General features: G+C 67.3%; 17 protein-coding genes. 13 read left to right on the top strand and 4 right to left on the bottom strand.

Annotated features, from left to right (window positions below; all coding sequences use genetic code 11):
- Positions 1-274: 274 nt before the first annotated feature.
- The 3 genes from DL990_RS32895 to DL990_RS32885 form a co-directional block, all read right to left on the bottom strand.
- Positions 275-4378 carry a hypothetical protein gene (locus DL990_RS32895; protein WP_158632676.1) on the bottom strand — a complete coding sequence of 1368 codons (4104 nt, stop codon included), beginning with the start codon at positions 4376-4378 and terminating at the stop codon, positions 275-277.
- A 356-nt stretch (positions 4379-4734) separates the two neighbouring features.
- On the bottom strand, positions 4735-5523 hold the full coding sequence (locus DL990_RS32890) for an LLM class flavin-dependent oxidoreductase (protein WP_125787161.1): 789 nt from the start codon (positions 5521-5523) through the stop codon (positions 4735-4737).
- Positions 5524-5566: 43 nt separating this feature from the next.
- Positions 5567-6262, bottom strand: a complete 696-nt coding sequence (locus DL990_RS32885) for a GntR family transcriptional regulator (protein ID WP_125801015.1) — start codon at positions 6260-6262, stop codon at positions 5567-5569.
- An 84-nt stretch (positions 6263-6346) separates the two neighbouring features.
- Here DL990_RS32885 and DL990_RS32880 point away from each other — a divergent pair, with 84 nt between their 5' ends.
- From DL990_RS32880 to DL990_RS32870, 3 genes are read left to right on the top strand one after another with little or no spacing between them, the layout of a single operon-like run.
- Complete coding sequence (locus DL990_RS32880) at positions 6347-7183, top strand: enoyl-CoA hydratase/isomerase family protein (RefSeq protein WP_125801014.1); 837 nt, start codon at positions 6347-6349, stop codon at positions 7181-7183.
- On the top strand, positions 7180-9345 hold the full coding sequence (locus tag DL990_RS32875) for an acetate--CoA ligase family protein (protein ID WP_158632675.1): 2166 nt from the start codon (positions 7180-7182) through the stop codon (positions 9343-9345). Before DL990_RS32880 ends, DL990_RS32875 begins: the two co-directional genes overlap by 4 nt.
- A gap of 9 nt (positions 9346-9354) precedes the next feature.
- Positions 9355-10683, top strand: coding sequence for an MFS transporter (locus DL990_RS32870; RefSeq protein ID WP_125787157.1), 1329 nt, complete (start codon positions 9355-9357; stop codon positions 10681-10683).
- Between the two features lie 355 nt (positions 10684-11038).
- Here DL990_RS32870 and DL990_RS32865 read toward each other — a convergent pair whose 3' ends face one another.
- On the bottom strand, positions 11039-12799 hold the full coding sequence (locus DL990_RS32865) for a pectate lyase (RefSeq protein WP_125801012.1): 1761 nt from the start codon (positions 12797-12799) through the stop codon (positions 11039-11041).
- Between the two features lie 169 nt (positions 12800-12968).
- Between DL990_RS32865 and DL990_RS32860 the strand changes: the two genes are divergently transcribed.
- The 10 genes from DL990_RS32860 (at position 12969) to DL990_RS32810 (ending at position 22891) form a co-directional block, all read left to right on the top strand.
- Positions 12969-14030: a polysaccharide lyase family 1 protein gene (locus tag DL990_RS32860; RefSeq protein WP_233599010.1), complete on the top strand. Its 1062-nt coding sequence runs from the start codon at positions 12969-12971 to the stop codon at positions 14028-14030.
- Positions 14031-14429: 399 nt separating this feature from the next.
- Positions 14430-15227: a hypothetical protein gene (locus DL990_RS32855; protein ID WP_233599009.1), complete on the top strand. Its 798-nt coding sequence runs from the start codon at positions 14430-14432 to the stop codon at positions 15225-15227.
- Positions 15228-15479: 252 nt separating this feature from the next.
- Positions 15480-15689 (top strand): hypothetical protein, encoded by a 210-nt coding sequence (locus DL990_RS41340; RefSeq protein ID WP_158632674.1) that lies wholly within the window; start codon positions 15480-15482, stop codon positions 15687-15689.
- Between the two features lie 319 nt (positions 15690-16008).
- Positions 16009-17352 (top strand): MFS transporter, encoded by a 1344-nt coding sequence (locus DL990_RS32845; RefSeq protein WP_125801011.1) that lies wholly within the window; start codon positions 16009-16011, stop codon positions 17350-17352.
- Positions 17353-17377: 25 nt separating this feature from the next.
- Positions 17378-17848 carry a hypothetical protein gene (locus tag DL990_RS32840; RefSeq protein ID WP_233620644.1) on the top strand — a complete coding sequence of 157 codons (471 nt, stop codon included), beginning with the start codon at positions 17378-17380 and terminating at the stop codon, positions 17846-17848.
- A gap of 371 nt (positions 17849-18219) precedes the next feature.
- Entirely contained in the window at positions 18220-19179 is a 960-nt protein-coding gene (locus tag DL990_RS32830; protein ID WP_125801010.1) for an NAD(P)-dependent oxidoreductase, read from the top strand.
- Between the two features lie 417 nt (positions 19180-19596).
- Entirely contained in the window at positions 19597-20667 is a 1071-nt protein-coding gene (locus DL990_RS32825; RefSeq protein WP_125801009.1) for a family 43 glycosylhydrolase, read from the top strand.
- A gap of 95 nt (positions 20668-20762) precedes the next feature.
- Positions 20763-21053, top strand: a complete 291-nt coding sequence (locus tag DL990_RS32820; RefSeq protein ID WP_125801008.1) for a hypothetical protein — start codon at positions 20763-20765, stop codon at positions 21051-21053.
- A gap of 272 nt (positions 21054-21325) precedes the next feature.
- The gene (locus DL990_RS32815; RefSeq protein ID WP_125801007.1) at positions 21326-22078 is read left to right on the top strand and encodes a hypothetical protein; all 753 of its coding nucleotides are present in this window, start codon (positions 21326-21328) and stop codon (positions 22076-22078) included.
- A gap of 228 nt (positions 22079-22306) precedes the next feature.
- Positions 22307-22891, top strand: a complete 585-nt coding sequence (locus DL990_RS32810; RefSeq protein WP_199746696.1) for a MepB family protein — start codon at positions 22307-22309, stop codon at positions 22889-22891.
- Positions 22892-22899: the final 8 nt, after the last annotated feature.

The following is a 22899-nucleotide window of genomic DNA, read 5'->3' as shown; positions in this document are numbered from 1 at the left end:
GGCTGCGGGGTGGTGAACGCACGGTCCCAGGCCGCATCGGGCGCGAGGATCTCCCGCTATGGGGCAACTTCGGTATAGAGGACGCGCAGGGAGTTGAGCGCGCCCTCGTGCAAAGCGGGGCCGTCGGTTGACACCGCGTCACTGGGCGAATGCGGTGCATGCCAATGTCAGGAAGACTTTCCCGGCAGACGCGCCCGGTCGGCGCGGATCGCACCCAAAGGTGGTCGGTCCCGCGCTCCGTGACCGCTGGAGTTGAGCCAGGTCGACCCCTGTCTCAGGAACACGGCGGACTGTACGACAGCTCAGCCGACACGAACTTGTCCCACATCTCGCGAGTGAGTGTGTTCCCCGTGATGGCGCAGATGCTGTGCATGGCGTGGGGCACGGTCATGTCCCACAGCCGCACGGTGTGGTCATGGCTGCCGGTGGCGAGGATCGCGCCATCGGGGCTGAACGCCACCGTGTTGACGTCGGCCTGGTGTCCGGTGAGCGGCTGACCCAACTGCGTCCGGTCGGCTGTCCGCCAGAGTCGCACGGTGTTGTCGCCGCTGCCGCTGGCCACCGTGTGTCCATCTGGGCTGAACGCCACCCCCAAGACGGGGTTGGTATGGCCGACAAGGGGTTCGCCGAGCAGTGTGGCGTGAGCAGGATCGGTGACGTCCCACAGCCGCATCTGCTCGTCGTCGCTGCCGCTGGCCAATGTCCGCCCATCCGGGCTGAACACGACCCGGCGTATATCGTCCTGGTGCCCTTTGAGGGGGCCGGCCAGCAGCGTGGGCTTGGCCGGATCAGAAATGTTCCACAACCACACCGCGACGTCGCTGTATTCGGTGCCCGTCGCCAGAGTTCTTCCGTTTGGGCTGAACGCCACCGCCAAGGCGTTGGCGTCCGGCCCGATCACGATCTGGGCCAGCAGCACGGGTTTAGCCGGGTCGGCGACGTTCCACAACCGCGCGGTGTTCTCGTCCTTCACATCGCCGCCGGTGACCAGGATGCGGCCATCCGGGCTGAACGCCATCGACCGGACGCCGTCGGCATGCCCGGTGATCGGCGCGCCGATGGGCGCCGCGCGGGCGGGATCGGTGACGTCCCACAGCCGCACGGTCTGGTCGCCGCCGCCGGTGGCCAGCACGCGGCCATCCGGGCTGAACGCCAAGGCGTTGATGTCGTCTTGGTGGCCGGTGAGCGGCTGGCCCAGCTGCCGCCGATCGGCCAGTGTCCACAACCGAACGGCCCGGTCGCCGCCGCCGGTAGCCAGGATGCGCCCGTCCGGGCTGAACGCCAACGCGTTGACTTCCCTCGTATGTCCTTTTAGGACAGTGTCGGGTATGTTCCACAGCCTTACCGCCCGGTCGCCGCTGGCGGTGGCCAAGGTGCGGCCATCCGGGCTGAACGCCATCGACCGGACGCCGTCGGCATGCCCGGTGATCGGCGCGCCGATGGGCGCCGCGCGGGCGGGATCGGTGACGTCCCACAGCCGCACGGTGTAGTCATCGCCGCCGGTGGCCAGCGTCCGCCCGTCGGGCCCGAACGCCAACGACCGGATTGCGCTGGCATGCCCCGTGATCGGCAGGCCCAGGACCACCGGGCGAGCCGGGTCGGCAACGTTCCACAGCCGCACTGTCCGGTCGTTGCTCGCACTGGCCAGCGTCCGTCCATCTGGACTGAACGCCACCGAATGGACAGCCCCGGTGTGTCCGGTCAACGGTCGCCCGAAGGGTCTAGCTCGGTCCGGCGCGGCGATGTCCCACAGTCGCATTGTCCGGTCATCGCCGCCGGTAGCCAGAGTCCGGCCATCAGGACTGAACACCACGGAGTTGATGGTGTCGGTGTGCCTGGCCATCGGTGGGCCGAGTGCCGTGGGCTGAGCGAGATCGGTGACGTTCCACAGCCGCACGGTCCGATCGTCGCCCGCGCTGGCCAGCGTCCGCCCGTCAGGACTGAACGCCAACGACCGGATCGTCTTGGTGTGCCCCGTAATCGGCAGGCCGAGCGCCTCAGGGCCGGCTGGGTTGGTGACGTTCCACAGCCGCACTGTGTTGTCAGCGCCGCCAGTGCCCAGAGTGCGCCCGTCCGGGCTGAACGCCAGCGCACGGGTTGCTTCGCCGTGACTGATGGTTTCGTTCAGTAGCACCGGGTGGGCCAGATCGGCGACGTTCCACAACCGCACGAGCCTGTCACCGCTGCCGCTGCCGGTGGCCAGCGTTCGCCCATCGGGACTGAACGCCACCACACTGACGTCCTTGGCGCCCGAGGGCAACGTGGCGGACAGCGGCGCGTTCGCGTCGACGATCAAGTGGGTGCTCGTGTCCAGATCGGCCGGGCGCATGCGGTGGGCGACGAGATCGAGTTGGGCCGCCAACGACACGTCAATGTTCCGTATCCGGTTCGCCTCGGCGGTGACCTTGTTGAAGATCGCGGCGTCACGTTGTTCCTGGGCGATGTCGCGTTGCTGGAAGGCGTAGGCAGCGGCACTGGACGCGACAAGGCCAAGAACGGCCAGCATGGTGACCGCGGTTCGACGAACTCTGGCCCGCCGGCTTTTGTGTCGGATCGACGCGCTGAGGAAGGCCGCTCCGAGCGGCGTGAGGGCGGCGCGGTGCTCACTCCTGGACTGCCACCCCCTTGCGCTGGCCAGCCGATCGCCGCGATACAGCGATCCGACCGGTTTCCCTTCTCTCTCCCATTGTTCGGCGGCCTCGATCAACTGCTGCCGGATGACCTGATCGTTGCGGCCGGTCTCGATCCAGGTGCCGAGCTGCGGCCACGCCCGCAGCAACACTTCGTGGGAAAGCTCGACGGCGTTGTCGTCCAGCGTGACCAGACGTTTTTCGATCAGCCAGCCGAGAACTGTCTCGGCGGCCCGCGGTGCGTCGAAACCCTTGACAAGGTCGGCCGGATCCGCGCGCCGCCTGACAGGCGGCGCGTCGTGCCTGACCGCGACCAAGTGCATGAGGATGTGCTGGAAAATCACGCGCTGCTCGGCCGTGGAACAACGCGCGTAGGCCTCGTCCGCGGTAGCCACTATCGCGCCTTGGATCCGCCCGGCCCGGTCATAATCCGCCAAGGTCAGCTTGTCGCCCGTGCGCCGTTGCCAGGTGACGGCCAATGCGTGGGCCAGCAGTGGGAGCCCACCCGCATCCGTCCCGATCTCGTGCAGGAGGATCTCGACCAGACCCGGTTCGACGTCGACGCCGATCTGCCGAGCAGGCCGCTCGATGGCCGCTCGCAATCCGGCCGGAGTCATCGCCTGGAGGTTGAACTGGCTTGCCGGCAGGAACGTTGCGAGCTGATCGTCAGCGAGGCAGTGGTCGTAGAAGTCGCCCCGCACCCCGAGAACCGCACGCATCGCGATCAGTGCGGCGATGAAACACCGCCGCTCGGCCTCGCCGGCGCACAGGGTGAACACCTCTTCGAACTGATCCACCACGATGACAGTCCCGTCAGGCAGCATGCTCGCCAGGACGGCAGGATCAGATCTGACTGCCGAGAGCACGCCATCCACGCTTCCGTCGATGAGCTGCGCGACCTGCTGTGCCAGTGTCTCGCAGGGCTCCTTTGCCGGGGTGAGCAACAGCCATGGGCGCCCGCTGTTGGCCACCGCGGTTATCACGCCTGCTCGAAGCAGCGACGACTTGCCGACACCGGACGGTGCGACGACGAAGACCGGCCCGCTGCGGTGATCGATCTTGTCCATCAACACCGACAAGGTCGCCTCGCGGCCGAAGAACCAACGCGCTTGGTCAGGTTGAAACGCACGCAGACCCGGATAGGGGCAGACATCCTCCGGCCACTCCGCCTGGCTGACGTCGGGCGGGTACGGGTCGTCCGGCAGGCAGATCCACCCCACCGTCTTCGTTTCCTTGACCTGGATGCGTTTGGGCCGATAGCGGGTCTCATCAGCAGCGCTGTGCCAGACCACTTCACGGAACAACCAGTCGGAGGTGATCACCGCGAGCACGCCGGCCGACCCGGCGAGGGCGTCCTTCAACGGCGACGCGTCGAGCAACCGGAACGTGTGGTTGATCGCGACGCCGGTCGCGCCGTGCGCGTCGAGCAGAACTTCCCCAGCGTGCACCGCCATCCTCAGCCGGATCTGCTCGCCGGTTCCGTACGCCCGGTTGTGCCTGTTCAACGCGTTCACCAGGCGACCGGGCACCTGCTCGACGAACAGTTGCTTCGGAATATCCGGCGGTGCCAGAAGAAGCACACCGTCACCCCGGTCTTCGCGATGGCAGGCGCTCCAGTGCGAGCCGAGCGCATGAGCCAAGGCCGCATAGACGGCGTTGCGCACATTCCTCTGTTCCAGGTTCTTCCGGCCGCTGAATTGCTCCACGTCCACAACCAGAACAGTGCGATGCAGCGCATCAGGCGACACGAAACCTCCCCCGATCACGTCACTCAGCCAAAGATTGCCGCCATAGTCCCCGCAGCCGCACATAGCTTGACGAGCTTTCACTCATTCGCGTGAACCGATCGACATTCAACGGGGCGGATAGAGACGGGCTATCTCCTGGATCGTGTCGGTCATGTGGACGATGAGTTGCGCGGGCGCGATGACCTGACGTGTGGTCCGAGGCGCAGCAGGGTGGTGACGGGCGTGCGGCACGTTTCTGGCGGGATGGTGGTTTGCTGCCGGCCGTCCGGGTCGGCGGGCGTGCGGGTGGACAATGACGGCCGGGCGGCTTTCCGGCCGAGGACTGCGGGCAGCGCGGCGGCTCCGTAGGGCGGCTTTCAGCGGGACAGCGCGGCGATGAGCGGGCCCGGGTCGGGGTGCTGCGACGTGCCTTGCAGGATGACGGTGGTGGCACCGGCGGCAGCCAGCTCGGCGATCAGAGCGCGGGCAACGTCGCCAAGGGCGGGCACGTTCGGTTCGATCTCCGCGAAGGTGACGACCCGCGGCGCCGGCCGTCCCGCGGCCCGTGCGGCCTCCGTGGCGCGGGCTGTCTCCGATGCGACGTACTCGGGGGTGGCGAGCGGGGAGTCCAGGAGCACGCCGTCGCCCACTTCACCCGCCAGTGCGACGGTCTTCGGCCCCCGCGCGCCGATGATGAGGGGCGGGACTTGCGACGGCGGCCAGTCCAGTGTCACCGCGTCGAGGTTCACGTAGCGTCCGGTCACGCTGACGGTCTCGCCGTGCAGCAGCCGCCGGACGGCGTCGGCGTGCTCGCGCAACAACGTCATCGGCGACGCGGCCCGAGCGCCGACCTGCGCCATCCAGTCGAGCACCCCGTGCCCGACGGCCGGGACGAACCGGCCGGGGAACATCCGCGCCAGCGTGGCGATCTCCATGGCGGCGACGGCGGGATTGCGCAGCGGCACCGGCATCAGTCCGATCCCGACGGTGAGCCGCTCGCTCCACGCCAGCGCGGCCGAGGCACTGGTGAGACCACCTTCGAGGAAACAGTCCTCCCACAGCCACAACTCGTCGATACCTGCATTGTCGGCAGCGACGACGGTCTCCCGCAGCTCCTCCGGCGGCGATTGCGGACGGAACACCACACCAACACGAACCTCGGCCATGGTCTCTACGCTAGCCCCGTCTCAGCTCGCCCGCCCCGGCGTCTTATCGCGGCTGCTCGTTGGCGAGCATGCTGTGCAGCCATTCGTGGAAGCGCCGCTCGATGTGCTGCAGTGCGGTCTGGGCCGCTGCCGCGTCGCGGGCGAGGCAGGCAGCGGTGAAAGCCTCGAACTCACGGCCGAATTCGACACCGCTACCGGTGACGACGTGACGCGCGTAGCGGAGGTAACGCTGCTGGCGCCTCCGCCACGCCATGGCTTCCTCGTAGAGGAGGGCCCGATCGGCCCGTCGGTAGACGAGATCGCGCAGCTGGAAAGACGACTCGACCAACGCCTCCTCGTCCGCGGCCCGGACGGCGTACTCGCGCGCTTGTGACAGCCGGGTGATCTTGTCGAGGTCCTCCTCGGTGAGCTTCGGGACGCCGATCTCGATCAAGCGCCGCTCCAGGGCCCCGCAGACCGTCATCACGACTTCGCCGTCCTCTTCCGTCAGCGGCGCGACGCGGCTGCCGAGCCGAGGATGCGAGACGACCAAGCCCTCGGCCTCCAGTCGCCGCAGCGCCTGCCGGGCAGGAGTGAGGCTGACACCGGCCCGGTCGGCGATCGCCGCCATCCGCAGCCGCGTCCCCGGCGTCAGCCGAAGCTGCACGATGTCGTCGCGGAGGGCGTTGACCACCGCTTCCTCCACCGATTGGACCTCGACCCGGGTCGTGTCGAGCGGGTCTTGTGCAGCACGGGTCATGTCGCCTACCGTACCTCACGTGATTTTTGATCAAAAATCAAAAGTTCGGTGCGGCTCTCCCGCACCAGTCGTAGGAGCGTGACCATGACGCGAGTTCTCGTCACCCGGCGTGACCAGGTGACCCATCTCAGTCTCAACCGTCCGGAGCGGCTCAACGTGCTCGATCCAGCTGTCTACGCGGAGCTGTTCGCCGCACTCGACGCCGCGTATTCCGATCCCGAGGTCCGCGCGATCGTGCTGTCCGGGGCCGGTGAGCACTTCTGTGCGGGGTTCGATCTGGGCGCCTCCGATGACATGGCGGTGCAGGAGCCGGTGTGGGCGCAATGGGAAGGCATGACCAGGCAGCGCGCGGCGATGGCGACGATCGGTGACTCGCCGAAGCCGATCGTCGCGGCCGTGCGGGGCTATTGCCTGGGCGGTGGATTCGAGCTGGCGAACTACTGCGACTTCATCGTCGCTGCCGAGAACACGGTCTTCGGCGAGCCTGAGGTCCGGTTCTCCCTCGTGGCTCATCCGCGATTGCTGTACTTCGTGCCGCTGCGCAAAGCGAAGGAGATCCAACTGCTGGGCGAGACATTCGGTGCGGCCGACGCCGAACGCCTGGGCCTGGTCAACGAGGTCGTACCCGCGGAGGAGCTCGAAGACCGCGCAATGGCCTTCGCGCGACGGCTGAGCCGCGTTCCGGCCGAGACCTTCCGCCACACCAAGACGATCATGAGCCGGGTACTGGAAATGCAGGGAATGGGTGTCGTCGAAAGCATGATCTCCAGCGACTTCATCGTCAGCAAATTGACGGAAACGGCGGACCGCGCCCGATTCCGCGAGCTCCGCGAAACACAGGGGCTGCGCGCGGCGCTGGCATGGTCGCGCTCCAAGGACAGCGCAGGGCCGGAAGCCTCGCAGCCGAGCGTGACGCGGTGAAGGGCGGCATCGACGGCACCCAGTGGGAATCGTTCACGGCGCCTCGCCGGATCGCGGTGGTGGGGGCGTCGCCCCGGCCAGGCCCGCTGAACTTCGCGCAACGGCTGTCCCGTAACAACGCCCACCTCGGGTTCACTGGCGCGACCTATTTCGTCAACCCCCGCCACGACTCGATCTTCGGCCGGCCCTGCTATCCCGATCTGCGGGCCCTGCCCGACAAGCCGGACGTGTGCCTGATCAACACCCCCGCACGGCAGGTACTGGGCGCGGTGGACGACGGCATCGCCGCCGGCGTCCGATCGTTCGTCGTGCACTCCGGCGGATTCGGCGAGACCGGTGCCGAAGGCCACGGCCTGCAAGCCGACTTGCTCGCACTGTGCGGCGAGACGGGGACCGCGCTGATCGGTCCGAACTGTCTCGGGATGTACCACTCGCGCGGGCCGGTCGCCCTCTACGGCGCCGACATCCCGCCCGGAATCCGCCGGGGCGGGCTGGCCGTGCTGTCCGGCAGCGGCTCCGTCTCGGTCAGCATGATGCAGCTGGGCCAGGCCGTCGGCCTGCACAGCATCGTCTCGACCGGCAACGAAGCCGTCACCACCGCCGAGGACATCCTCGAACACCTCGTCGAGGACCCCGACGTCACCGTCGTCGCCATGTTCGTCGAAGCCCTGCGCCGGCCGGACAAGTTCCGCACCCTCGCGCGCCGCGCCAACGCCCTCGGCAAACCCATTGTCGCCCTCAAAGCGGGAACATCGGAAAAGGGCGCCGCCGCGGCGGGCAGCCACACCGGGGCGATGGTCGGTACCGGAGCCGCCTATCGAGCCCTGTTCGACGACCTCAACGTCATCGCGGTCGACGACTTCGAAGAACTGCGCGAGACGGTCCGGGCGCTCGAGGCCCTCGGTGGGCAAGGCCCGACGGGCCCCGGCGTGGCGGTCGCCGGGATGTCGGGCGGGAAACTCTCGGTCGTCGTCGATCTTGCCGAGCGCCTCGGGATGCCCATCGCTTCGCTGGCGCCCGAGACCATCCACCGGCTCAACGACGCGTTGGCCCTACCTGTGGAAACCAGCGCCCACAACCCTGTCGACGTCGGCGCCGGCTTCCGCTCCGGGAAACCGGGCACCGAGAACCTCGCCGACTGCGTGCGAATCCTGGCGTCGGACCCCGTTGTCGGACTGGTGCTGGTCCAGCAAAGTCTCAGCGGCAGCGGCCACTCGAACACGTTGGAACGGAGCTGGGCGAGCGCGGTCGCCGACGCGGCCGCGGACGTCGCGGAGCCGGTCGTCATCGCCTCCGAGTTTCCGGTTCCGCCCGAGCACGGCGAACCGGATTCTCAGCGCCGGTCGCCCGCTGGATCCGTCCCCGTGCTCAGCGGCCTGCGGCCCGCGTTGTGCGCGGTTCGCGCGCTCACCTGGTGGCATCGCAGGGCGAACCGCCCGTGGACGCCGCCGGCGACCACGGGCCCGACCGTGGATCCCGCGGCGCTCCTCGATCGGCTCCACGATCGGCACGGGCTGCTCACCCCCGCCGAGACCGAACGGATCCTCGCCGCCTACGGCCTGCCCGTCGTGCCCACCAGCCACATCTCGGCAGAAGCCGAGCTCGACACACTCGACCTCGAATTCCCTGTTGTCGCGAAGGTGGTTTCGCCGGACATCGCGCACAAGAGCGACATCGGCGGCGTCGTTCTCGGCATCGCTTCCCCGGCCGAACTGCGCGCGGCCTACCGCCGCATCAACGACAACGTCCGGAATGCCCGCCCGGATGCCCGTGTCACCGGCGTCCTGGTCGCTCCCCACCTCGACCACGGCATCGAGCTGTTCATGGGCAGCCGCGTCGAACCCGGACTCGGCGCCACAGTCGCCGTCGGGCTCGGCGGGACCCTGGTCGAACTGCTCGGCCACCCCAGCGTCCTGACCGCCCCGCTCGACCACGCCACCGCTCACGAGGCGATCACCCGGATGACCGGCGCGAAGATCCTGGACGGATTCCGCGGCGGGCCCACCGCGGATGTCGGCGGCCTCGCCACGACCCTGTGCCGGCTGGGCCGGCTCACCAGCGACCTCGCCGACCGCCTCGTCGACGTCGACCTCAATCCGATCATCGTCACCCACAGCCATCGCGGCGGCCTCGTCGCGGATGCCAGAATCGTCCTCGACTAGGAGGCACCGATGTCCTCAACGGCGCACGACATCGACACCAAACGATCCCGGGTCGTCACCGCGATCGCGATCGGCAACTTCATCGAGTGGTTCGAATTCGGCCTCTACGGTTACTTCGCGGTGAGCATCTCGACGACGTTCTTCTCCGGAACATCCGAGGGAACGGCGCTCGTCTCGACGTTCATGCTGTTCGGGATCGCGTTCGTCAGCCGCCCGATCGGTGCCATCCTGTTCGGCCGCTACGGCGACCGCGCCGGCCGCCGGGGCGCCCTGTCGATCTCCATCATCGGCATGTCGATCGCCACCGCCCTCATCGGCGCGATCCCCGGCGACAAGACCTTCGGCCTGCTCGCCCCCGCGCTGCTGCTCGTGATGCGCCTGGCCCAAGGCTTCTTCGCCGGCGCGGAAATGGGTGGAGCCGTCACCGCTCTGGCCGAGTACGCGCCACCCGGACGCCGAGGCTTCTACTCGGGCTGGAACGGCTTCACCCAACTCGTCGCCCAGGTGTTCGCCGCGCTCATCGGGACACTTCTGAGCAGCGTCCTCACCCCGGCGGCGCTCAACGGATGGGGCTGGCGCCTCCCGTTCCTCGTGGCCCTGCCGCTGGGCCTCGTCGGCCTGTACATGCGCACGAAACTGGCGGAATCGCCCGAATTCACCAGCGCGGGACGGGCAGGCCAGACCACTCACAGCCCCGTCCGCGACGTGCTGCGTCTGCATTGGCGAGCGCTGCTGAAAGTCTGCGGCCTGACCGTCGGACTCACCACGACCACCTACATGCTGGTCGGCTTCTTCCCGTCCTACTTGGTCAAAACCGCCGGGCTGACGTCGCGGCAGATGTTCACCGCGATGCTGATCGGCTTGACCGTCGCCGCCGTCCTCGTCCCGATCTGGGCCCGGCTGTCCGACGCCTACGGCCGCAAGCCCTTCCTCGTCGGCGGTGCGCTCGCGGTCACCGTGCTGACCATCCCGGTGTTCCACCTCGCCGGCAGCGGCAGCTTCACGTCGGCCCTCACCGCCTTGGTGATCGTCGCCGTTCTTCTGTCACCGATGTTGGCCGTGCAAGGCATCGCCGCGGCCGAACTGTTCCCGACCGCCGTCCGCTACACCGGCGTCTCGATCGGCATCAGCGTCATCATCTCCCTCATGGGCGGATCCACACCCTTGATACTCCAAGCCCTCGTGCAGGCCACTGGCAGCAGCATCGTCCCGGCCGTCTACATCACCACCGCGGCCGCGCTCTCCCTGATCGCCGCGCTCACGCTCAAGAACAAAGCAGAGCCAGCCACCACGCAGATCCAGCCTGGAACCACCACGACCGCACCGATGTCCCCCTGAAACACCGCGCGGCCGCGGTCGAGGTGCGCCCCGCCTCGACCGCGCCGCGCGACCCCTTGCTGCGGACCGGTTGAGAGGTAAGGCAACGTGGCGCGGGGGTCGTGAGTGTTTTGGGTAGCGGCCGGTCCGTGAAGGCCCCCTTGCCTCGGCTCAGCCGAGGAAACCCGCCCTTTCACACCCTCCCCCAGTACATGAAGGCCCCCATCCTTGCGCCAGGCGCAAGCAAGGGGGCCATCACGTACTTCACAGGCCACGCGAAGGTATCGCCGTGCGTGCATTGCAACAAGTGCATGCCGACGATCTACCGCGGGACGCACTGCGTACTGGAGGCTTGATGAGCGCGGTGCCGGGGCACCTATTCGGCCGCGGCCCAGGAGATCAGCTTGCCCATGTTGGCCACATAGGTGCCGGCGCTGATCACCGGCGGCCGCTCCATCGGCCGGTACGGCGGCTCCTCGGGCGGAGTGAGTGGATCGTAGGGCGAAGTGTCATACAGGTCGCCCACGTGCTTGCTCATGAACACCTTTCCGACGTAAGGCGTAGCCGGGGAGGGACCGTGATACGGGTTGGTGATCGCGTCCGCCGGGGTCAGCCAGTAGTCGTTGCCGCCGAGTCCGTCGGCCAGCGCCGTCGCCTCCGCGTCCGACACGACCGGCAGCTGTGACGGCGCGCCGAGGAAGAGGTCGGTGAGCTGAGGCTCGCGCGGGGTGAAGTAGCGAGGGAGCGGGACCGAGACGCCGCTGAGCGGTGAGCGTGCCTTCAGGTCGGCGACCTGCGCCGGAGTGAGCGCGCGCAGTTGCTCGTAGGTGGCGCGCAGAGCGGCGGTGTCGATCACGCGGCCGCCGGAATAATGGCTCAGCGTCGCGCGGTGGTCGTTGTCGGTGTAGTAGGCGCCGTTGCGGACGTTCGAGCCGAAGCGGTGGACGAACCGCGCCCGGTTGGTCTCCAGATCCACGAAGGTGGGATGGGTTCGCCCGGCCAGCAACGGGTTCTCGGCATGCTGCCGCGCGGTGAGCGGGCAGCTGTCCAGCCACGCAATGGCTTCGGGAACACGGTCGAGGAACCCTCGATCGCCGGTGAGCCGGAAGTAGTGGAACAGCTGCTGCACATTGGTCTGTGTGGTGTGCGTGGCCAGGGCGCGGGGTTCGTAGGATCGCGCACCCGCCGGAGCACCCGCCGGCCTGCCGCCCGACGCACTGGTCAGGTGCTGCAACGCCCAGCCCGCCTGCGGCCCTGGCTGCTGCAGGCGACGCAGGCAGTCCATCGCGCGCCGGATCGGCTCGGCCAGCCCTGGCTTGTCCAAAGTGGACATGCACATCAGCAGGAACTTGATGTTCTCACCGAGGACGTCGTCGTTGAAGGTGACGTGGCCGGTGTAGTCACCATCCTCCATGCCGTGCCGGATGTCGGCGGGTAGCCACGGCGGCAGCACCTCGGGCCACGGCGTGTCTTTCACAGCCCCCGCGAACCGGGGGAAACGCTGCGGCCAGCCGCCGTCGGCGATCCCTCCGCGGATCTGCGCCTTCACCACGAAGCGCAGAGCGCGATCGAGTGCCGCGTGGAATCGGTGATCGCCGCGTTCCAGGTAGAGACGCAGGATGAGCTGAGCGGCGGAGGACGTGCCGGCGTCGTCGAAAGTCGCATTGCCGTAATAGTGCTGGAACTCCTCCAGTCGCCAACCGTTCGCACCGACGGTGTCGTACCACTTGCGCAGCGACTTCGTACCCGCGAAGTCGTGCACGTAGTTCCAGCCGCCGACCGGCAACTGGGCGGCAACCAAGGCGAGACCGGTGCGCGAGGCGGCGCGGTAAAAGGATTCGACACCAGTGGCGTGGTAAGCGTCGAGCAGACTGTGCCCGATCGACGGCGTTCCCGGCGGCTGTACCCAGCACATGGTCCGGTTGGCCGCCATCTCACCCCAGCTCTGGGACCGGTCTGGCAGGTAGCTCCAGACATAGGCACCGCGATAGGAGAGCTGTTCGTCGAAGAACGCCGAGGCCCGGCGCATGGCCGCCGGAATTCCCGGCACGGCGTGAACGGCCTGGTGTCCGCCCGCGAGAACGGCCACCGGCACAGCGGTGGCGAGGAGTCCGAAGCTGCGGCGCGTAAGGATCATGATCACATCTCGATTCACATATCTGAACGACGTCCACACTTGTAAACGCATCGTGATAGCTGGGAGCGCTCCCGTCAAGCCGGATCGTCCGCCTGGAGCAATATCGGTGAATCGCTGTGCGGCTGGCCTCAGGATTCATCAGTGTGAACCGGGAATCGACGATCGAGGGTTGACGCGACGCCGATTCGTTGGTCTCCTGTTCTCGACGTTTCGTCAGCGGATCCGCATCAATCCTCTTAGGACATTCCGTTTTCATCGACCGCAAGGAGGCGGCGTGATGAATTTGCGTCCTTTTCGATTTCTTTCGATTCTGACCTTGACTGTAATCACTTCGACGACCGTGGTGACCACCGGCGCCAACGCGGAACTCTCCGCACAGGCGGCACCGATCGGCTGGGCGAGCCAGAACGGCGGCACCCCCGGCGGCGGTGGTGCGCCGCCGATCACGGTGACCTCGGCGTCCGCGTTGAGCTCGGCGGTCAGCGGAACCGCGGCGGCGGTGGTGCGGGTCTCCGGCACCATTTCCTGCTCCGGCATGCTCAAGGTGGGGTCCAACAAATCCATTCTTGGCAATGCCGGCGCGACGATCGACGGCTGCGGCCTGACCTTGAGCGGATCCAAGAACGTGGTGATCCAGAACCTGTCCTTCCGGGACTGGGACGACGACGCGATCAACATCGAAAAGGCCTCGACCAACGTGGTCGTCGACCACAACACGTTCACCAACGGATACGACGGCGCCGTCGACATCAAGCGTGCTTCGGATTACATCACCGTGTCCTGGAACCGCGTGCACGGGCACAACAAATCGATGCTGCTCGGACACAGTGACGACAACGGAAGCCAGGATATCGGCAAGTTGCGGGTGACCTATCACCACAATTACTTCGATGGCTCGGGGACGCGGCATCCGCGTGTGCGGTTCGCCAATCCGGTGCACGTGTTCAACAACTACTATCGAGACAACGAATACGGTGTCGCGTCCACCTGCAACGGTGGCGTACTGGTCGAGAACAACCATTTCGACAACGTCGACGAACCAACACTGGTCGGTTACGCGGGTTCACCGGCCGGTGCCCTGGTGCAACGCGGGAACCTCTTCACCGGATCCGGTTCACCGCAGGCGAGCGGAACGGTGGCCAAAATTCCGTACTCCTACAGCCTCGAGTCCGCGAGCACGGTGAAGGGCAGTGTGACCGCGGGAGCAGGAGCGGGCAAAATCCTGCCCTGACCGGCCGCCGCCCGGAGTCGGCAAGCGCCGGGCGGTCACGCTCAACCGGAAACCAACAGCTCTGGCAGATACGAAGTAACTCTTAGATCGATCTTCCATGACACGGAAGAGGTCACTGTTCGATCCCAGTATCGCGCATCATTTGTTTTCGCAGGTCAGAAGCCCCGCCCCGCCTCGGAGGGGCGGGGCTTCAGTCGTTCAATGGCGATGAAATGGCGATGGCCCTCGGAGCCGTCTCCCACCGCCGTCACGGAAGGCTGCGGCCCGCCTCCATCCGAAGCGCTGACCGGCAAGCGGCAGTTTCGGCGCGCGGGGGTCACAACCGCACCACATTCTGTGACACTTTGACGGGCTGTGTCCCGCAGTGACAGCGCGAGAAGGGAATCTGCTGTGTCCGGAATGCTCAACAGACGCAAGGCACTCGCTCTCGGTGGTGGTGCCGCACTCGGCGTCCTGGCCGCCGGTACCGACACGGCTTCCGCCGCGACGGGATGGATCCGGCTGCCGATCGTCACCGCCAACATCGGCCGCGACAACCTCGGGGCGCGCGAGGCCGCGATCGACGCCGTCCGCAACTGTGACCCCCTGGTGCGGCCTCTGGTCGGCTGGCAGGAAATCAACGAGGGCGACACCGGTGAGCCCGCGATGATCGACCACTACTTCGGGCCGCTGTACAACAACGCGTTCCTGCGGCACAACTCGTCGTTCCGGATCCCGATCTCGATCCCGCAGCCGTGGGAGGTGGCGAGCGCGAAGACCACGTATGTGCACGGCGGCATCAGCGGGGTGACCCCGCCGCGCTGGATCAACGAGGTCGTGGTGCGCCACCAGAGCCACCCGACGCTCCAGTTCGCGCTGATCAACTCGCACTACATCGCGAACGCGTACAACGGCGACCAGCGCACCGACCTGCGCGACGAGTGGAACGAGCACAAGAGAATCCACGCCAGTCGCGTGCTCGCGCACCACAACGTCGGGCGCCTGGTCTTCTGGACCGCGGATACCAACAACCCGAACTACTACAAGGCCACCAGCCTGGACGCGGAGCGCCGGTGCTTCGGCACCGGGATCGACCGCATCAACTGGCTGGCAGGCAATGGCGTCGTCCAGGAGCAGTTCATCGACACCAAGACTGTGGACATGCGCGTGGACGGGCATGACGCCCGGGTCGCCGTCTTCCAGGTCCGCCTGGCCTGACGGCACGCACGGGCCGGGCGCCGCACCGCCCGGCCCGTGCCATGGCCGAGCTCTCGAAGGAGCAGAACCCTCATCCGCGGCGAGCCGGCCTAACGGACCACGCGCGTCACACTGTCGGAAAGCCATCGTCCCGAACAGGCTCACCAACCGCTGTCCGGAAAACGGGTCGGCGGACGACCGTCCATTGTTGCGGATCGCCGGCATGGACCTGATCACCGTCGATTCGGCCGCCGCCGCTCCGAAGCCGGCGCAGTGAGCGCCGCGACGCACCGACGGGACCCGGCGACGAACTCGGGCTTCCGCGACATGATCGACGAGCCGTTCGCCGGTGTCGGCGCGAGCCTGTACGCCGAGCAGGAAAGGACCGGCGCGGAGCCGAGTCTGCGCCGGGCCCGGTTCTGCGTCCGGTCCAGCTCGGCGACGTACTCGGCGGCGACCTCGCTGGAGATGCGGTCGACGTAGCCGCGCGCCGCCATGGCGCGAGCATATTCGAGGGCGGTGACCGGCGCCGATACCGTGCCGCACCATCGGCAGCGCCGCTTCGACATTCGACGAGCAGGACCCGAGTGTCAGCCCGCGGATGTCGTCGTCGGCACCGGCCTTCGGGATGCGTTCGAGGATGTCGTCGGCGTACGACGCCACATTCCCCAACAGTTCGACGGTGACCCTTTTTGTTTGCGCGATCCCGCCACCGCGGTCTATCTTCCTCCATGTCCGATAAGTATTCCACTGTGTTCGCATATCGGACGCCGTTATCCGGCCGACTCGACGAGGAGCGAAAGTGACGAACGTGCCCGCCTCGCACGAAACGGCCGATCCGAGGTCCGGTGTCAGCCGGTCGGCGTTCAGGCGGGTACTGGCGGGCAGTACCGCCGGCGCGGTGCTGGAGTGGTACGACTTCGCGCTCTACGGAATCCTGGCGGCCACCGTGCTCGGGCCGCTGTTCTTCCCCGGTGGCGACGGGTTCGCCCAGTTGCTGCTCGCGCTGGCGACGCAAGGACTCGGTTTCGTCGCGCGACCGATCGGCGGCATCGTCTTCGGGCATCTCGGCGATCGACTCGGCCGCAAACCCATGCTGGTGACCACTTTCCTGCTTCTCGGGCTGTCGACCTCCGCGATCGGGCTGCTCCCCACCTACTCTCAGGCGGGCATCGGGGCGACGATCTCGCTGGTCGCGCTCAGGCTGATCCAGGGTTTCGCCCTCGGCGTCGCGTTCGGCGCGGCGGTGCTGATGGTCAGCGAGTACGGAAGCCCGAAGCGGCGCGGCTTCTGGTCGGCGTGGCCGCAGGCGGGAGCGCCGCTGGGCACGGTGCTGGCCACGGCCGTGGTCGGCGGGATCGCCTTGGTACTGCCCGAAAACGCCTTCGACCAATGGGGGTGGCGCGTCGGTTTCCTGTTCGCGATCCCGCTTCTGGTCATCGGTTTCTGGATCCGGCGGCGCATCGACGAGTCGCCGGTGTTCCAGGAGGCGCAGGCACGGGCCACGGCATCCGCGGACGCCGTCCGGGAGCGGTCGAGCATCCTCGAGACACTCGCCCACCCCGGTCCCGTCCTCCGCGGTCTCGGCGTGCGGCTGGGCGAGAACGTGGCCTTCTACGTCTACACCGTCTTCGTGGTCGCCTATGCCACGAAGACCTTCGGCTACGACAAGTCCGACGTCCTCCTCGCCGTGGCCGTCGGGTCACTGCTGCAGTTCGCGGGGATGCTGGCCGGCGGCTACTGGTCGGACCTCGTCGGACGGCGTATCGCCATGCTGGTCCCGGCGGCGGGCCTCGCGGTGTGGGCACCGGTCTTCTTCGCCGTCGTCCAAGCCGGCAATCTGCCTCTGCTCTATCTCGGCGTCGGTGTCGGCGCGGCATTGCACGGACTCCTGGCCGGACCGGAAGCCGCCTGGATCGCCGAACTCTTCCCGACCCGCCGCCGTTTCGCCGGTGCTTCCCTGGTGTTCCAAGGCTCTTCGATCATCGCCGGCGCGCCCGCGCCCCTCATCGCCGTGTGGCTGGCCGAAAAACAGGGCCCCACGGCGGTCGTGCTGTACCTTGTCGGCACGATCGCCGTCACCCTCGTCGCTCTGCTCCTCAGCGCCGAAACCCGGGGCACCGACCTGAATTCCGACAGCCGGTGACGGTGAGCACCTTGTGGAGGCCGGCGTGGTGAAGGAGCCGCTGTACCGCCGCGTGAACACCCGGGCCAGGTCCGTCCACCACGACCACGGCGGCGACTACCGACATCAGCGCAACACGAAAAACGAACGCTTCTCCGACCTGACGCGCGGGTCCATGGGACGACGGGAACGCCGGGGCCTGGACTACACGCCGTTGTTCCGGTTCCTGCTCGGCAAGATCGGCGCGGACTGGGACGAGGTGCGCGACGAGGCCGCCGCCCGGCTCGACTCCGCCGACCCGATCCATTGGCTGGTCGCTCGGCAGCCGCACGAACGACGCGAATACGTGCGGATCGGCGAAGCCAGTTACTACAGCGGCCTCTACGTGGACGACGACAACCGGTTGCAGGTCGTCAACCCCGAACTGGGTGCCGGCGATCTGGAGCCGACCTGCCCATGCTGCACCCATACCTTCAACGGCGTCCGGTTCACCCGGAAGTACCGGCCACCGCGGTGATCGCCACAGCTGGTTCGCCGGCGCGGGTGCGTCACCGTGTCCGGTGTGGACGGTGGTGTCCTCGGGCAAGGCGAAAAGCCGTTCCCTGATCGAGGACATGACCGTCGGGAAGCTCTGACCCCGGCTGAGAGGACGAGCTCAGGCCGTGCTCAGACGAAGGAGGGATCGTTCCGCTGATCACCGTCCCGCCGAGAATCCGTGTCGCCGCATACATCCCGGAAGGCGGCCCTGCGGGAAGTCGTCGAGGAAACCGGGTTGGGCGGCGTCACGATCGTCCGGGCGTTGACGACCGAGGACAAACCCCACCCGATGCCCGGCATGACGACAACGCCTCTCAGCGCACTCACCGCGACCGATGAAAGGACAGTCCCATGAAGGTCCTGGCAGTAGGCGGAACCGGCTTCATCGGACAGCACATCGTGCGTGAACTACTGGCACACGGGCACGACGTCACGGTGCTGGTCCGCACGCCACCCACGAACCTCCCCGCCGCCGTGACAGTCCAACTCGGCGACCTCACCGATCTGTCCGAAGATCGGCTCGACACGATCGTCGCCGGGCACACGGGCATCGTCGTCGCATCGGCCGCCGCCGTCGCCGCACCGCGCGGCGTCGACATCACCGCGTTCTTCCATGACACCAACGTCGCACCCGTGGTCAGGTTGCTCACCGCCGGCTGCCGGGCGCAGTGTGACCGCGCTGTCATCCTCGGCAGTTTCTATGCGACCTTGCAGCGCGAACAGCCGGCACTCCGCCTGGCTGAACTCAGCCCCTACATCGCCAGCAGAATCGAACAAGCTGAGCACGCACGCGCCGCGGTCAACGCGGAAACTTCCGTGGCCGTTCTCGAACTCCCTTACGTCGCAGGCACGACCCCCGGCCGGCAATCACCTCTCGAACCCATGCTGCACAGCATGTCCATCGGCAACGCGGGCATACTCGCCTACCCCGGCACCACCGCAGTCGTCACCGTCACCCAAGTCGCGCAAGCAGTCGTAGCGGCGCTGGACCGTCGCGCCAACGGCGACTATCCGATCGTCACCGCGAACATCCCCTGGGCCGACCTCTTCACCCGCCTCGCAACCGCTGCCGGCCACCCTCCGAAACGCATCTGGAAGCTCCGCCCAAGCGCCATCCGACTTCTGATCCGCACGGAAGGCATCAGACAACGCCGCCACGGATTAACCATCGGTTTCGACCCGACACAATGGAGCAACCTGCACGCCGCCACCATGGCCCTCGACCCGGACATCGCCCGAGCAGAACTCGGCGTCGAGCCCGACGACCTCACCGAAGCCCTCCGAACGCCACCCCGGCATCATGAGCCATGATGACCACAACCTGATCCGCACCGGACGCTGATCTGACGGTCTGCCTGCCCATCGCGGCAACGTCGAGGGCGTGAGCCGGGACGGGCGTGTCGTCTGCTGGTAGCGGCCGAAGCGCGGGTCGGCCCAGTCTGCGTAGGCGTGGCGGCCCGTACACCAGGGCGGCAGGTCGAACGGCACCGCCGGATAGGCCGTACGGACGCATCGACCGGCAGTTTCGGCGCTTTCAGTCGCATTGGCGATTGGGGTCACATAGTTTGCAACTGGCGCACTTGTCCGTCCACAAGTAACCGGGAGAGCAACCGGTCACCCCGGTGAATCGTGCTCGACATCGAGGCGGCAGGGCTTGCCGCCTCGACCGTGGTGGCCGGGTGCTCCTCCTGACCGACACCACTCTCCTTGCCCAGTAAAGGATTCAGCATGCGCAAGTGGACCAGATTACTTGTGGCGGGCGTGCTCGCCGCGACCGCCGCGACAGCTGTCATGGCGGTCAATACGGCCGGTGCGGCCGACGGTGTCTCGACCGCGGCCGCCGAGTCGAAGTTCCCACTCGCCGACCCGGACACCGTCCAGGCGAAGGACGGCACGTACGTCACTTACGGCACCACGGTCGGCGCCGGTGTCGGCGCCCGGTGCGGCGTGACCGGCAAACTGTTCGTGCCGGTGCTCGTGCACGGCTCCGGCAACACCGTCGGTGTGGGCACCTGCGCGTCGGCCGATGCACTGCCCAACGGGCCGGGTAGCTGGGCGGAGGGCAACATCTGGGCGCCCGGCGTCGTCCGCTTCGGCGACACCTACTACATGTACTACACCGCGTCCAAGCGGGGTACCGGCCAGAAATGCCTCGGCCGCGCCGTCTCGGGCAGTGCACGGGGGCCGTTCACCAATCCCGTCGAGTGGGCGTGCCCGGGCAGCGGCCGCTGGGCCATCGACGCGAACCCGTTCGTCTCGGGCAGCGCCATGTACGTCGCCTACCGGGACGACGCGATCACCTCGTACCCGGAGACCGGCATCTCTGTCGTGCGCACCCATTCCAACGGCATGGCGGACTGGGCCACCCGCCGGGACGCGTTGAAGAGCACCGACATCGGCTGGGAGACCACCCGGATGAGCGGCGGCACGCACGTGATCGAGAACCCGTCGATGTTCAAGTCCGCCGACGGTTACTGGTACCTGGCCTACTCCGGCAACAACTGGGACAGCGCACGGTATTCGACCGGCATCGCCAGGTGCGGCACCGGCCCGATCCCGTCGACGCGCTGCACACCACGGCAGAACGGGGCCGAGCGGCCGTACTTCGGGTACACCGGCACCGGGGGCCTCAACCCCTACCGCGGCCTGCCCGGCAACCACCCCGGCCCGGGCGGTATGGACTTCTTCCAGGCGGCCAACGGCCAGTACCACGCGGTCTACCACTGGTGGAACGGCAGCAGCCGGTTCCCGATCGTGGCGACGGTCCTCCGCAACGACGGCGGCTTCTACCTCAGTTAAGCGCCCCTGATCCGGACGTCTCACCAGGCGTTCGCTGAAAGGGCTTTCACCACACCCGGCTTGTCGGGAACGGCGCGTTCATCACGCCCACCACCATGAACGCGCCGTTCACCCACGTCGGCCAGGACCGCCGCCTCCACAGCCGGTCGGCCGGTGACCAGGCCGAGCGCACCGCCGATCGAGGACACGACCGCCGGGCCCAGGATCCCGGCTCTTCCAGCTTTCGCTGCCGTGTTTCGACCCCGTGCCGCAGCAAGACGGTCAAGCTGATCACCAGCACGATGGTGGTGAGCACGAAACTCCACAGCACCCCGGGTGACCGCGCGGCCAGGTTGCCGGCCACGATCGCGCCGGTCAGCGGCAAGGTCGGCGTGCGCGTCCGGTAGCCGGGTGAGAACGGCTCGCCGAACCTCCTCGGCGGGCTCCTTCAGTGTCCGCCGCCGCGACGGGCGGACGCCTCCATCTCGGCGACGACGCTTTCGACCTCGGCCAGATCTCCCCTGGTGCGCCGGATGCCGGGGCGACGACTCCGGCATCGAGCTCGACGGTGACGCAGTAGGGTCTTTGACGACCCGGCCGGTACGGGGCGGGCGCTTCGACAAGGTCACCTCTCCGAGCCGGGTCGCCCCGAACTGCCCGACCGAGGAAGAGTTGACCCGTGAGCATCCCGGAGAGCCCGAACTGGGCCGAATTCGCCGTGAACCTGGGCGAACTGCTGTACGAGTTGCCGCCGACGGCGAAACTGGTCATGCACGCGGAGGGCAACCGCTTCGTTCAATTCTCGGCGGAGCAGGACCCGCAGTACCCCGACCTCGTCACCGATATCTACGCGGGGCTGGTGAGCAACGAGTTCGTCGACGAGCGGTGGCGAATGTCGCCCGCCGACCACGAGAACCTGGTCGCGGCCGGATGGACGCCGCCGAACGACGGCCTTCCTGAATGGAACAGGAGCGTCTTCGCGGGCGGCCCGGAAGGCTGCACCGAACTGGCACGGCAGGTCACCACGGCACTACAGACCGCGCTGCGAGTCGCGCGGCCGGCCGACCTGGTGGTCGACGGCTGGGTCGACCGGTCCGACCGCGCCCTCACCGTGACCGGATTGGGGCTGGGGCCGGGAAAGATCAGCGAGAGCAACGCACGCGCCATGGTCCACTACCACCTTCGACGGGAGCAGCTCGGCGGCTCGACCAAGGGGATCAAGGCCTTCCGGATGGACACCGGCTGGGTGCTGCACTACCCGCCAGGCACCCCTGCTCCCGGCGAACCGGACGACTTCGGCGACCGGAACTTCTACGTCTCCGACGACCACCTCATCGAACGCCGCCCCCTCGACGCGGTCCCCGCCACGTTCCAGGCAGACTTCGAACAGCGCTACCGAACCCGCAACGGCCTCCGCCCTGATGCCGGTTAGGCCCAGAATCCAGAGCACCCGGCCACGTCGGTGAAACCCGAGGAGCTCGAACAGGGCAACAAGTCGGTGCCAAGATCTTGCGCGGCAACGGCAACTGCGCAAGAAACCTTGACAGAACGGCGACAGGACGCCGCATCAGACGTGCCCGCGGCCTCGATGTCACCATACGTGAGGCTGCCTCGAATTTACTCTCTGCCAAGGAGTGTGTTCTTGAAGGATCTTCCAGGTGTGACCATCGACGAGACCGGCGACGGTACCACTCATCGATGGGCCACCGATCCGGCACTTGGCGACGTTCCCGTTCAACTGGTCGAGTCGGTTCGTGAAGTGTTCGAAGATTCAGGACTCGTAGTGACTCGTCCCGCCGTCCGGGAAGTCGAGAGTGCGGAATACGGCGCATGTCGACTTGCTGTCGACGATCGGAGTATCGCGTTCCGTGTCGCCAAAACAACGCCCACCAAGGTCGGACAGTTCGTGACGATGTGGACGAGAGCCGATCCGGACAGTGAGATCGCACCGTTCGATACCAGTGACTCGATCAGCTCGGCCGTGATCGCGGTCTTCAACAAGGATCATCGCGGGCTCTTCATATTCAACAGCCGGGAACTGGTGCGTCGCGGCATCATGTCGGCCGAGGGAAAGGGCGGCAAACGTGCGATGAGAGTCTACGCGCCTTGGGTTCAGGTGGAGTCCAAGCAGGCGGTTCGGACCAAGCGATGGCAGGTCGAACGGTTTGTTCAGATACAGCCCCGGATTCCGTTCACCCCGGATCTACTGCGACAGCTTCTGCAGCAGGATTGCCCAGACCTGTAGTGCTCCTC

Origin of the sequence: Amycolatopsis sp. WAC 01416 (assembly GCF_003947485.1) — a bacterium.
Lineage (GTDB): Bacteria > Actinomycetota > Actinomycetes > Mycobacteriales > Pseudonocardiaceae > Amycolatopsis.
Note: the sequence above shows the minus strand (reverse complement) of the source record. Positions and strands in the feature narration are given on the sequence as shown.

Bases quoted from the DNA above. Each gene is read 5' to 3' on its own strand.
- DL990_RS32865 (WP_125801012.1), bottom strand. From the start codon at position 12,799: ATGATCCTTACGCGCCGCAGCTTCGGACTCCTCGCCACCGCTGTGCCG.
- DL990_RS32855 (WP_233599009.1), top strand. From the start codon at position 14,430: ATGCTCAACAGACGCAAGGCACTCGCTCTCGGTGGTGGTGCCGCACTC.
- DL990_RS32885 (WP_125801015.1), bottom strand. From the start codon at position 6,262: ATGACCCGTGCTGCACAAGACCCGCTCGACACGACCCGGGTCGAGGTC.
- DL990_RS32830 (WP_125801010.1), top strand. From the start codon at position 18,220: ATGAAGGTCCTGGCAGTAGGCGGAACCGGCTTCATCGGACAGCACATC.
- DL990_RS32825 (WP_125801009.1), top strand. From the start codon at position 19,597: ATGCGCAAGTGGACCAGATTACTTGTGGCGGGCGTGCTCGCCGCGACC.
- DL990_RS32820 (WP_125801008.1), top strand. From the start codon at position 20,763: ATGAACGCGCCGTTCACCCACGTCGGCCAGGACCGCCGCCTCCACAGC.
- DL990_RS32870 (WP_125787157.1), top strand. From the start codon at position 9,355: ATGTCCTCAACGGCGCACGACATCGACACCAAACGATCCCGGGTCGTC.
- DL990_RS32880 (WP_125801014.1), top strand. From the start codon at position 6,347: ATGACGCGAGTTCTCGTCACCCGGCGTGACCAGGTGACCCATCTCAGT.
- DL990_RS32890 (WP_125787161.1), bottom strand. From the start codon at position 5,523: ATGGCCGAGGTTCGTGTTGGTGTGGTGTTCCGTCCGCAATCGCCGCCG.